Origin of the sequence: Ancylomarina subtilis (genome assembly GCF_004217115.1) — a bacterium.
Taxonomy (GTDB): domain Bacteria; phylum Bacteroidota; class Bacteroidia; order Bacteroidales; family Marinifilaceae; genus Ancylomarina; species Ancylomarina subtilis.
The window spans coordinates 21,566-33,888 of the sequence record NZ_SHKN01000004.1 but is presented as its reverse complement, the minus strand read 5'-3'; the positions used below and the strand labels follow the sequence as shown (position 1 = coordinate 33,888).

13 protein-coding genes are annotated in these 12,323 nt (G+C 36.8%); 8 read left to right on the top strand and 5 right to left on the bottom strand.

Going from position 1 to position 12,323, the window contains the following annotated elements; genetic code table 11:
• Positions 1-156: 156 nt before the first annotated feature.
• Positions 157-741, top strand: coding sequence for an indolepyruvate oxidoreductase subunit beta (locus EV201_RS14375; RefSeq protein WP_130308342.1), 585 nt, complete (start codon positions 157-159; stop codon positions 739-741).
• Positions 742-813: 72 nt separating this feature from the next.
• Here EV201_RS14375 and EV201_RS14370 read toward each other — a convergent pair whose 3' ends face one another.
• From EV201_RS14370 to EV201_RS14355, 4 genes are all read right to left on the bottom strand, one after another.
• Positions 814-1,236: a hypothetical protein gene (locus tag EV201_RS14370; RefSeq protein ID WP_130308341.1), complete on the bottom strand. Its 423-nt coding sequence runs from the start codon at positions 1,234-1,236 to the stop codon at positions 814-816.
• A gap of 145 nt (positions 1,237-1,381) precedes the next feature.
• Positions 1,382-2,464 (bottom strand): glycosyltransferase family 4 protein, encoded by a 1,083-nt coding sequence (locus EV201_RS14365; RefSeq protein ID WP_130308340.1) that lies wholly within the window; start codon positions 2,462-2,464, stop codon positions 1,382-1,384.
• 586 nt (positions 2,465-3,050) lie between these two features.
• The gene (locus EV201_RS14360; RefSeq protein WP_130308339.1) at positions 3,051-3,389 is read right to left on the bottom strand and encodes a translation initiation factor; all 339 of its coding nucleotides are present in this window, start codon (positions 3,387-3,389) and stop codon (positions 3,051-3,053) included.
• A 38-nt stretch (positions 3,390-3,427) separates the two neighbouring features.
• Positions 3,428-3,763 (bottom strand): TraR/DksA family transcriptional regulator, encoded by a 336-nt coding sequence (locus EV201_RS14355; protein ID WP_130308338.1) that lies wholly within the window; start codon positions 3,761-3,763, stop codon positions 3,428-3,430.
• A gap of 281 nt (positions 3,764-4,044) precedes the next feature.
• On the opposite strand from EV201_RS14355, the gene EV201_RS14350 reads away from it, so the two are divergent.
• The 3 genes from EV201_RS14350 to EV201_RS14340 all read left to right on the top strand — a co-directional run bounded on the left by EV201_RS14350 (position 4,045) and on the right by EV201_RS14340 (position 6,921).
• The gene (locus tag EV201_RS14350; RefSeq protein WP_130308337.1) at positions 4,045-4,863 is read left to right on the top strand and encodes a sulfide/dihydroorotate dehydrogenase-like FAD/NAD-binding protein; all 819 of its coding nucleotides are present in this window, start codon (positions 4,045-4,047) and stop codon (positions 4,861-4,863) included.
• A gap of 41 nt (positions 4,864-4,904) precedes the next feature.
• On the top strand, positions 4,905-6,395 hold the full coding sequence (gltA, locus tag EV201_RS14345; protein ID WP_130308336.1) for an NADPH-dependent glutamate synthase: 1,491 nt from the start codon (positions 4,905-4,907) through the stop codon (positions 6,393-6,395).
• Positions 6,396-6,462: 67 nt separating this feature from the next.
• Positions 6,463-6,921 carry a ferritin family protein gene (locus EV201_RS14340; RefSeq protein WP_130308335.1) on the top strand — a complete coding sequence of 153 codons (459 nt, stop codon included), beginning with the start codon at positions 6,463-6,465 and terminating at the stop codon, positions 6,919-6,921.
• A gap of 108 nt (positions 6,922-7,029) precedes the next feature.
• Here EV201_RS14340 and EV201_RS14335 read toward each other — a convergent pair whose 3' ends face one another.
• Entirely contained in the window at positions 7,030-7,392 is a 363-nt protein-coding gene (locus tag EV201_RS14335) for a hypothetical protein (protein ID WP_130308334.1), read from the bottom strand.
• A gap of 177 nt (positions 7,393-7,569) precedes the next feature.
• On the opposite strand from EV201_RS14335, the gene EV201_RS14330 reads away from it, so the two are divergent.
• From EV201_RS14330 to EV201_RS14315, 4 genes are all read left to right on the top strand, one after another.
• Entirely contained in the window at positions 7,570-8,151 is a 582-nt protein-coding gene (locus tag EV201_RS14330) for an HD domain-containing protein (RefSeq protein WP_130308333.1), read from the top strand.
• A gap of 137 nt (positions 8,152-8,288) precedes the next feature.
• Positions 8,289-10,349, top strand: coding sequence for a hypothetical protein (locus tag EV201_RS14325; RefSeq protein WP_207224502.1), 2,061 nt, complete (start codon positions 8,289-8,291; stop codon positions 10,347-10,349).
• A 98-nt stretch (positions 10,350-10,447) separates the two neighbouring features.
• Complete coding sequence (locus tag EV201_RS14320; protein ID WP_130308332.1) at positions 10,448-11,086, top strand: class I SAM-dependent methyltransferase; 639 nt, start codon at positions 10,448-10,450, stop codon at positions 11,084-11,086.
• A 146-nt stretch (positions 11,087-11,232) separates the two neighbouring features.
• Positions 11,233-12,306, top strand: coding sequence for an alkene reductase (locus tag EV201_RS14315; protein ID WP_130308331.1), 1,074 nt, complete (start codon positions 11,233-11,235; stop codon positions 12,304-12,306).
• The last annotated feature ends 17 nt before the right edge of the window (positions 12,307-12,323 follow it).

Genomic DNA, 12,323 nt, shown 5'->3' with positions numbered 1-12,323 from the left:
CCCAAATAATTCAATATATCGGAAAGTGATTTAAAATTGCTTTCCGAAAATAAAATAGCATACATATGAAACGAGCCACTGAAGAACTTTTCAGCCTTATGGAAACGACTAATAGTGGCGACTTACATGTGACAGATTAAATTAAATTTTAGACACATGAAAACAGATATGGTTATTGCAGGTGTTGGCGGACAAGGAATTCTTTCCATTGCTGCTGCATTAGGATCTGCTGCTTTAGATAATAATTTACACATGAAACAAGCTGAAACTCACGGTATGAGTCAGCGTGGTGGTGATGTTCAGTCATTCATGAGAATTTCTGATACACCAATTTACTCGGATTTGATTCCTAAAGGTGGTGCAGATATCATTTTGTCAGTAGAGCCAATGGAAGCATTACGTTACCTCCCTTACCTTAAAAAAGGGGGGTACGTGGTAGCAAATTCATCTCCATTCATCAACATTCCTGATTATCCGAATGAGGAGGAGTTGGTAAAAACTATTGAAGCTCTACCAAACTATGTATTGATTGATGCTGATAAGATTGCTAAGGAAGTAACGGGTTCTACAAGAGCTTTTAACTTTGTGATGTTAGGTGCTGCTTCTCCATTTATCGATGTTCCTTTTGAGTATTTGGAAGAAGGTATCCGTAAGATCTTTGGTAGAAAAGGTGAAGATGTTGTGAAAATGAACATTGACGCTCTTCATGCTGGACGTAAATTCTCAGAAGAAAATAAGTAAAAGAAGCTAACTATGTTTTAATAGTTAGATGATATAGGAAAGCCTCAGTGAAACTTCGCTGAGGCTTTTTATCTATGCTTTGTTGTCTAATATCTCACTTATTGTTCTCAAACAAGTTGCTATTTCTCTTTTGAATGGATGATTGGGCATAATCCCACTCTCGGCATCAAGACCATTTAGTATCCCCATCCAGATGGCACTTATACCAAAACCAATAAGAACATCTTTGCTGTAACTTGAAATGAAGATCTCTCGAAATTTTTCTGTGAAATTATTAAAGTGAACAGCAATGTTAAAGGTGTAAGAGGCGTCTTTAGTTTCCTGATTTGTGGTGTGATAGTTGATGGCTTTCACAAATGGTAAAGCTAGTTTTTTAGCTTCATTATAGATGCTTTTTTTTTGCTCTAGGTTTATTTCCAAGTCGTTTAGTCCTTGTTTGATTAGCAAGTCTATATCTTGTGTGTTCAGAGATTCTTTAAGTAAAATAGGATCCATATCTTGTTCAATTTTTATTTGGAAAGCTAATTTATGACTATTCCTTTAAATTTGCGAGTTTATTTAGATTAAATTTAAGGATGGAGTTGTAGGGTATAAAAAAAGCGCCTCGCATGAGACGCTTTAATATTCAATATCTTTTTTTTTAAGCAGTTTGGAGTTCTTTTGCTTTTTTTCTGTGAAGCAGATAAGATGGAAGCCAAGAGAAAAATGCGCCCATTAATGCTACAATAACTAATAAACTAGGGTTTCCAATATCGCTTAAAGCAAATACAATAGCAATAAATAAGATGTTTACCCCCATAATTCGAATTGAAGCATGAACATGTTTAAAGCCAAGGCTAACCATACGGTGGTGGACGTGGTTCTTATCAGGTTCAAAAGGTGACCTTTTATTTTTGATACGAATGAACATCACTCTAAGTGTATCAAATAAAGGTACTGCAAGAATACCAATAGAAACAGCTGGTGCAGATTTTACTGCATACTTGAATTCGGGATAGATGTTTAATTCATTGAAATGGATCATTAGAATTGAGATTAATAATCCTAAAATGAGTGATCCCGTGTCACCCATGAATATTTTGTTATGCTTGCCAAATACATTAAAACGGAAGAATGCAATTAAAGCACCTAGTAAACTTCCAGCTAAAACAACATATTCGTAATGTCCTGTAATATAGAACCAAATTCCAAATGTGAGTGTGCAGATACCACTGATCCCGGAAGCTAATCCATCAATCCCATCAATTAGGTTGAACCCATTGGTTACAACAATGATGACAAAAATGGTGAATAGAATACTCACAAAATAATTAAGTTCATGAATCCCTAATATGCCATGGAAATTTGTGAAACGAATATCTCCAAGGATGATGATGACCAATGCTGCGAAAATTTGCCCTAATAATTTTTTCTTTGGGGAAATGACCATGATGTCGTCCTTTACACCTAACCCAAATACAATTAGTGTTGCCGCAACGATATATTTCAGTTCATGAATTAAGAAGCCATTGCTAAATATTAGAATAGACAGTGCAAAGCCAATAAAAATGGCAATGCCACCTAAAGAGGGTACAATTGTCGTGTGTGATGAACGATGATTGGGTTCATCATATAATTTTTTCTCTTTAGCAAGATGTATTACAGAAGGTATAATTTTGTAACATACTATTAATGAGAAAAGAAAACTAGCAATAATGTAGAAGTGGTGTGTAAAAGGATACATAAGTTTAGTTTCGATTTCAAAATACAATGACAAATGTATGAATTATATGTCGTAATTCAACTTGTCAAATCTGTCAAGTTTGTTTAATAGTATGAATATGACGTATTAATGATTGAAAATAATTGTTGATTTATTGAATTCATACTTTTATCTTCTGGATAAGAATTGTGTATGAATTTACGATTTTTTTAGATAATCACACATATTTTTGATGTGAAAAAAAAGTGTGTCAGAATATATACATCCAGAAAATTAGACTAATAGATGGAGTTTGCAGATCATAATATATAAGACTTGTTGTGCTGGTTGTATTTGTAATTTAATATACTTTAAAATATATTGTTTAAAATATGTTTTTTGATAGTTATTGTAATATTTTATTGTGATAGAGGTTGGGTGAGAGAGTTGACTGTTTGGTAATCAGTTTTTTGAGATTACCCTTAATGGCTAGTCGAGATTCGTGATCAATATTCTTGATTTTTCGAAGGTTTTGCACTTAGGGGAAACAGGACGTTTAAGATTATGAGGGGGGAGAATAGAAGTGAGTATAATTTGAGAAATTAGTCTAAATAGAGAGAGTTGGAAATTAACCTCCAACTCTTTTTGTTTTATAATTCGCCTTATTTAAAATGTCAATGATTTTTTCTCTGTGGTCGCCTTGAATTAGAATTTCGCCATCTTTGACAGACCCTCCAACACCACATTTTGATTTTAGGAGTTTACCAAGATCTTTTAAATCATCTTCACTACCGATAAAACCAGCAACGAGAGTGACCGCTTTCCCTTTACGCTGTTTCTTATCGATCATTATTTTCAAGCTTTGTTGATGTGGAGGGAGTGTTTCCAAAGCTTCTTCTTGATCATATTCGTATTCATAATCAGGGTTTGTTGAATACACGATATTTTTTTTATTCTTTTTTGCCATGGTTCTATACTTTATTTCTACAAATATAAGCACAAATTTTAGCGACTTGCACAAGCAACACATTTTTTACTTTCGGGCATTAATATGATTCTACCCAGTGGAATTTCACATCCACAACTGATACATTTCCCAAAATCAGCATCGCTGATGTGATTTAACGTCTGTTGTAAAGCTTTGAGCTGTATTTTTTTTTGTCTCAATGCTGCATCGTTGATGCTTTTATTATTGATTGCATCCATTCTGCTAATTCGTCCGATTGCACAGTCAGGAGAAATGGGTTTTGTGAGTTCAATCAGATAGGAGATATCGTCATTTAATTTTATAATTTTTTCTTCAATCTGATGCCTGATTTCGTCTTGGTTAATTTTGGGCATATCATTTATATTATTGATGGTTTGATTTTTGACGCGATTCGTCACTCTTCATCTAAGTCATATTGATTAAAGAAATATAGCCCTATTGGGGCATAATTTAGACTCAAACTAAAATGTTTTATGGCAGAAAAAAAAATCCTGTATAATGTCGGGTGATTAACACGAACTCTTTACATTTGAAAAGTGAATTAATATTAATTGAGTGGGTGTTATTGTTTTGATTGCCAGCTTTTTTAATGTGGTTTCGGATTAAGAATTTATTTATTTTATCATAGAAAGTGATGAACAAGATAGTTGAAAAAGAATATTTTTCAGAGAAAATCGTAAAAATCGTTGTAGAAGCGCCTTTAATTGCAAAATCTCGTAAGCCGGGAAATTTCGTTATTCTACGCGTAGGTGAAAAAGGAGAACGTATTCCTTTGACCATAGCTGGTGCTGATATTGCTAAAGGAACCATTACTTTGGTTGTGCAAAAAATGGGAGTGTCTTCTACCAAAGTTTGTGATCTTGAAGTTGGTGAATATATCACTGATTTAGTAGGTCCTTTAGGTAAGCCAACAGAAATTCATAATTTAGGAACAATCCTGTGTTGTGGAGGTGGTGTAGGAGTTGCACCTTTATTACCAATTGTTGAAGCTTATAAAAAAGCGGGCAACAGAGTGGTGACTATTTTGGCGGCTCGTAGCAAGGACTTAATCATTCTTGAGGACGAAATGCGTAAGCATTCTGACGAGTTGATTATCATGACTGACGATGGTTCTTATGGTAAAAAAGGTTTGGTAACCGAAGGAATGGAAGAAGTTATTAAGAGAGAAAAAATTGATGAGTGTGTGACTATTGGTCCTGCAATCATGATGAAATTCTGTTCTCTATTAACTAAGAAGTACGAAATTCCTACTGTTGCTAGTTTAAATAGTATCATGGTTGATGGTACAGGTATGTGTGGCGCTTGTCGTGTTACAGTTGGTGGAAAAACCAAATTTACATGTGTAGATGGTCCTGAGTTCGATGCTCACCAAATTGATTTTGAAGAGATGATGTCTCGCCTTGGTGGTTATAAGAATGAGGAGGTTGATAAATTTGATCAATTCCAGAAATAAAGGATTCAAAGTACAAATAGCAACACAAAAAAAACAGGACAATGGAAAGGTCTGAAGAATATATCAAGAACGAAAGAAAACAAGACTGGAGAGTAGCTCTTCAGAAAAAGACAAAAGCTAAAGATCGTATGTCGATTGAGAGAGCACTTATGGCTGAAACTGAGCCTGAGGTTCGTATTAAATCACAACGTATCGAAGTAAATACAGGTTTAACTCAGGAGCAAGCGATTCTTGAAGCAACTCGTTGTATGGACTGCGTGAACCCAACTTGTATGGAAGGTTGCCCGGTAAGCATTAATATTCCTAAGTTTATTAAGAATATTGAACGTGGTGAAATCCTGGAGGCAGCTTCTGTATTGAAAGAAACATCAGCTTTACCAGCGGTTTGTGGTCGTGTTTGTCCACAGGAACTGCAGTGTGAGCAAAAGTGTTTCTATGTTGAGAAATTAAATCAACCTGCTGTTGCAATTGGTTATTTGGAGCGTTTTGCTGCTGATTTCGAAAGAGAATCTGGTCATATTTCTACTCCTGAAATGGTCGCTTCAAACGGTATTAAAGTGGCTGTGATTGGTTCAGGACCTTCTGGGCTTTCATTTGCTGGAGATATGGCAAAATTGGGTTATGATGTGACTGTATTCGAAGCACTTCATGAAATTGGTGGAGTATTGAAATATGGTATTCCTGAATTCCGTTTGCCAAATGCTGTTGTTGATGTTGAGATTGAAAGTCTACGCCGTATGGGTGTGAAATTTATCACGAACTATATTGTTGGACAAACTGCTAGTCTTGCTGATTTGAAAGCTGATGGTTACAAGGCTTTTTATGTAGGATCAGGAGCTGGTTTACCACGTTTTATGAATATTCCTGGTGAGAATGCCAATGGTATTTTATCATCAAATGAGTATCTGACTCGTGTAAACTTGATGGGTGCTGATAGCGAAGAGTCGGATACACCTGTATTGAGAGGAAAGAATGTTGTTGTTGTTGGTGGTGGTAACACAGCTATGGACTCTGTGCGTACTGCGAAACGTTTGGGTGCTGAGCGCGCTATGATCGTTTACCGTCGTTCTGAAGAAGAGATGCCAGCTCGTGTTGAGGAAGTTCACCACGCGAAACAAGAAGGTGTTGAGTTCTTGACATTGACTAATCCTATTGAATACATTGCTGACGAAAACGGTCGTGTATGTCAGATGAAGGTTCAGAAGATGGAATTAGGCGAGCCTGATGCTTCAGGTCGTAGAAGACCAGTACCAGTTGAAGGTTCTGAGTGCATTCTTGACTGTGAGGTTGTAGTTGTAGCTGTTGGTGTTTCACCAAATCCATTGATCCCTAATTCAGTTGAAGGCTTAGAGGTGTCGAAATGGGGAACCATTGAAGTTGTGAAGGACAAGATGCAATCATCTATTCCGGAAATGTTTGCCGGTGGTGATATTGTTCGTGGTGGTGCAACTGTTATTCTGGCAATGGGTGACGGTAGAAAAGCGGCTAAGAACATGGATATTTATTTGACTGAGAAATATCTATCAAACTAATTTGAATAAAAAAGTGTATGTTTAAATACAAGCACTTATTATAATATTGATTTTAAAAATTCTTAATATGAAAGAGTTCAAATCATTAAATGACATCCTTGATTTTGCCATTAACGAGGAAGCAATGGCCGCTGAATTTTATACAGCCCTTGCTGCAAAAATGAAGCACAAGGAGATTAAAGAAACATTTGAGCAATACGCAATTGAAGAAATGGGACATCGCGCCAAGCTTGAAGCCATTAAAAATGGTAAAGGGCAAAAATTTTCTGATGTGAAGATTGCTGATATGAAAATTGCAGATTACCTGGTTGATGTTGACGAAGAGAAAACCAACATCACTTATCAGGAAGCATTAACAATTGCTATGAAAAAGGAGAAAGCTGCCTTTAGATTGTATAGCGATTTGGCTGCAGCAACTACTGACGAAGTTGAAAAGAAATTATTTTTGAATTTGGCTCAAGAAGAGGCGAAGCACAAATTGAGATTCGAAGTTGAATACGACGAGAATATTTTGACAGAAAACTAAACGTTTTGTTGATCACATTAAAGCCCCGACTGCATCGGGGCTTTTTTTGTAGTTAGTCGGTCGATTATCTTAGAAAAGAGTATCCCCTATTGTATGAACACGTGCTGGTTAGGCCTCTAGTTCGTGATTAATACGATCCGATAAACGCATCGATAATTGAATGTAACGCTTCTTAAATGTATCGTCATTTAAATAGAGTGCAATCTTCTCTTGCCAATCCTTGGCTTGATCTGATAACTCCATAATGCGATGTTTGTTGGCCAGATTATTTTGATCAGATTTTTCTTTTTCAACCACTTCGATGTATTGATTAATCCAATTTTCATAATTGTTTAAGAATTCAGTTCGTTCCATATCTTTTCCAGAATGCATGCGAGCCACTGAGGCAATACTTTCTGTGTCGAGTAGTGCGGTCGCACCAACAGTTACACCCAGTTTTTGTATAAAATTTCGTCGATTATCTTTCTTCATAAATGATATTAATAAGAGTTGAAGATCCGAATATACTTAAAAGAACTTATTTTTGAAAATCACAAATATGAATTGTTTATAGGAATAATGATTAACTCATTTTTATTGAGACTTATAGGGTGTGAATAAAACTTTTGATATTTTTATTCTGTTGTTAGACTCAAATAAACAAAGTGTATGCAAAAACATATTCCAACCCGAACTGAAGCTTTTGAACTGGTAAAGCAATATATCAAAACAGAAAGTTTAATTAAACATGCTCTAGCCGTTGAGGCGGTGATGCGCTATTATGCCCATTTGCATGGCGAAGATTTTGAGAAGTGGGGTGCCATCGGTTTGGTACATGATTTAGATTGGGAAGTCGCACCGGAAAGGCATACTATAAAAACAAGGGAGATTTTGGAAGCCGCCAATTGGCCGGAAGATTATATCAGGGCTGTTGAGTCTCACGCATTTGGTTCTTGTACCGAAGTCGAACCGGTTTCTCTCTTAGAAAAAACACTCTATACAATAGATGAATTAACCGGTTTAATCACTGCAACGGCTTTAGTGCGTCCGTCAAAATCGATTATGGACGTGAAAGTGAAATCTGTTAAACGGACGTGGAAGACTAAGAATTTTGCAGCAGGCTGTCATCGTGAAACCATTGAAAAGGGAGCTGAGATGTTAGGATTGGAACGTGGGGAACTGATTGAAGGCACATTAACAGCCATGCAAGGAATAGCCGAAGAATTAGGCCTGAAAGGAGTTGATGAATGATAAATTAGGAGTTGTAGATTAGAATAGACAAACTGGAGATTATTCCTGTTTTCTATCATATTTCTTCTCGTGGGAAAAATATATCTTTAGCGGATAATCGAAACAACCAGCTCACAAGAGCGACTAATCTAAATACAATGAAAAAACTACTTCTGTTTGTGTGTACAGCTTTATTTTTTACGGCTTGTCAACCAAACGAAACACCGACGACAAAAACGGCAAGTGTCGAAAAATCAAACATTGATAAAACGACTGTTGATGCTACTATTAGTGCATTGAAAGCTAAATTTCCTAAGGCTGATGAAAGTTTATTGATAAGAGGGGTGAAGCATGTAGCCAACCTTTGGACTGAAGCTGATGGTTCTTCTGAGGTTTTTAAAGCTTTTTGTGAAGAAAACTATGTTTCAGATAAAGACGAACGCGAATTGGTTTTCAATAAGATTTCACGAAATATCGAAATCATTACCGGTTACTTTAATAAAATAACGCTTGATTTGCTTGAACCTGTTCATTTAAATACGTTTGAGCAGCACCCTATTGATAATCAGTTTGGTGCATATAGCGTTGATGCGCACTGGCAAGACGATTTTTATAAAAATAAGATTGCATTTACAATTGCTTTAAACTTTCCTCCTTTTAGTTTGGAAGAAAAAGAAGCTATGGCTGGGAAATGGTCTCGCCAGGAATGGGCTTATGCGCGTTTAGGTGATTATTTTACGGCAAGAGTTCCTGCTGAATTGTTGCAAAATGCGGGTAAAGCAGCTGCAGAATCAGATGTTTATATTGCTGATTATAATATTTATGTGGGGCATTTGACTGATGCTAATAATAAGCGTTTTTTTCCAGAGGATAAGGTGCTTCTATCTCATTGGAATTTACGTGACGAAATTAAAGCTAACTATGCCAATTCGGTTGATGGATTAGAGAAACAAAAGATCATTTATCAGGTGATGCAACGTATTATTTCTCAGGAAATCCCTGAAAAGGTAATTAATAGCGGGGAATACGAATGGGACCCATATGCAAATGTGGTTTATCAGAATGGCAATACCGTTGAGGCAACTCCCGAGCCAAATGAGAGATATCAGCAAATTTTAAATAATTTCCACGCTAATAAGGCGATTGATCCCTACTATCCGGATCAGAATACCTTCATCAAAAGACAGTATGCGGGTGCCAAGGAAATTTCCCATGAAAATACCGAGAAAATTTTTACAGATTTCCTAAGATCAGAGGAGACTAAAAAGGTTGGTGAGCTTATTAAGAAGAGATTGGGGCGTGATTTGCAGCCATTCGATATTTGGTACGATGGCTTTAAAGCTCGTAGCGGAATGGACGAGTCAAAGCTTGATGCTAAGACTCGAAGACTGTATCCAAATGCTCCGGCTTTGGAAGCTGATCTAGGAAACCTATTGATGAAATTAGGTTATAATAAAGATCGTGCAAAATTCCTTTCAGATCATATTGCAGTTGATCCTGCCAGAGGATCGGGGCATGCCTGGGGAGGAGCCAAAAAAGGACAGAAGGCACATTTACGTACCCGAATTGGAGCTAAAGGAATGGATTATAAAGGTTACAATATTGCTGTTCATGAATTTGGACACAATGTGGAGCAAACCATTTCATTATATGATGTTGATTATTTTATGCTGAATGGCGTACCTAATACCGCTTTCACTGAGGCCTTGGCTTTTATATTCCAGAAGAGAGATATGATGTTATTGGATATCAATGATGATTCGCCGGAAAAAGATGCTTTAAAGAAATTGGATCTATTTTGGAGTGCTTACGAAATTATGGGCGTTTCTGTGTTGGATATTCGTGTTTGGAAATGGTTATATGCAAATCCGGATGCAAATGCGGCACAACTTCGCGATGCAACTATGCGTATTGCCAAAGAAATTTGGAACGAATTCTACGCTCCGGTTTATGGCATGAAAGATCAAACTATTTTGGCTGTATATTCTCACATGTTGAACAGTCCTTTGTATTTGTCCAATTATGCTTTTGGTAATTTGATTGAGTTTCAGCTTGAGCAACAGCTTAAAGGGAAAAGTTTCCCTAATGAGGTTGATCGTATCTTTAAGCAAGGTCGATTAACTCCTAATCAGTGGATGATTGAGGCAACAGGTAATAAGTTGTCATCACAGCCTTTGATTCAGGCTGCAAGTGAGGCATTAAAGAAATTAGCGAACTAATCCGTTTGATATGATATTTTGAAAGGGCATTCCGTAAGGGGTGCCCTTTTTTCTTACTTTTGGTTAATCGAAGAGGATAATAAAATCGCTTGTTTTATATGGAGAATCAATTTAAGAACAATGCCATACGCGGACCAATCAATTCCTGGTTGCTCAGAATCATGTCGGCCTATATGCACTATAAGTTTGGCGATATGAAGAAGGTTTTGTTTCAGGATCATCCCGACACTGTTGTTGAGATTGGATCGGGAACGGGAGAAAATTTGCGTTATCTGAGAAAGGGGACGCATCTTATTGCTATTGAACCCAACGAGCATATGCACGGCAGCTTGAAAAAAACGGCTGAAAAATATGGTATCAGTCTGGAGATTCGTTCCTTGATTGGTGAGGCCATTGATTTGGATGATGAATCCTGTGAATTTGTGGTGAGTACTCTTGTTCTTTGTACGGTGAAGGATTTGGATCAATGTTTAAAACAAGTGAAACGAATATTAAAACCTTCGGGTAAATTTGTTTTTATAGAGCATGTAAAAGCCAGAGAGAATTCTGTTCTGGCAATGATTCAAAATTTGCTTCACAGGCCTTGGCACTACTGTTTCGAGGGCTGTCATACCAATCGGGATATTCAACCATTTATTGAGTCAGCTGGTTTCAGTCAGTTGGAAATCGAATCCTACAATCTATATTCTGCCATTGTACCCATTATTCCTCAGATTAGAGGTATTGCTTTTAAATAGTTTTATCATTCCAGCTTTTGTATGAAATATAAACTGGCTCGTTTTTTTGTATAAAGGACCTTTGTGTCTTAAATAAAAAAGGATTAGGTTTGTTGAAGACTGGTCTATTATTAATAAGAAACGATTAACCAAAAAAGATAAATCATATGAGTTTATTTGAAAGCTTTCAATTGGGTTCAACCACAGAATTAAAGAACCGATTTGTAATGGCTCCATTGACACGATGCAGAGCGATAAATAATATTCCCAATGAATTAATGGCAGAGTACTACCGTCAGAGAGCTGGTGCAGGACTGATTATTAGTGAAGGAACATCTCCATCGCCTAATGGTCTGGGGTATCCCAGAATTCCCGGAGCCTACTCTGATGCACAAATTGAAGGGTGGAAAAAGATTGCCGAGGCGGTTCATGCTAAGGATGGGAAGATTTTTGTTCAACTGATGCATTGTGGTCGAATTACCGCCAAGCTGAATATGCCTGAAGGTAGTGAAACTCTGGCGCCATCAAGTATTCAGGCGGCAGGTGAGATGTTTACTGAAACGGGTATGATGCCTCATGAAACGCCTAAGGCTATGAGTCTGGACGAAATTCAAGCCACTCAAAATGAATTTGTTTCTTCTGCTAAGCGATTGATTAACGAAGCGGGTATCGATGGGGTAGAGTTGCACGCAGCTAATGGCTATTTATTGGATCAATTTATCAATCCCAGATCGAATCAAAGGGATGATCAATATGGGGGATCGATTGAAAATAGAGCTCGATTTGTATTGGAAATAGCACAAAAGGTTGTGGATGCCATTGGGGCTGATAAGGTTGGAATTCGTTTTTCTCCTTATGGCGATTTTAACGATATGTTGCCCGATTATGCAGATTTGGAGCAAAGCTATATCTATTTATCACAAGAGATAGCGAAAATGAATTTGGCTTATATTCATATTGTCGATCATCGGATTGCTTTTGGAGCACCAGATTTTGCAACAGATATAAAGAATACGATTAAGACAAATTTTAAAGGCACTGTTATTTCGGGTGGGGGTGTCGACTCTGTAGAGAAGGCTCAGTCTGTTTTAGACAGTGGTTTGGATTTGGTTTATGTCGGACGATCTTTTATCTCGAATCCAAATTTTGTTGAAAAAATACAAAACAAAGCAGAACTTGCTATTCCTGATATGGAAACCTTTTATTCACCGGGCGAAAAAGGCTATACCGATTACGTTTAAAAAGAACTGAAGAATAA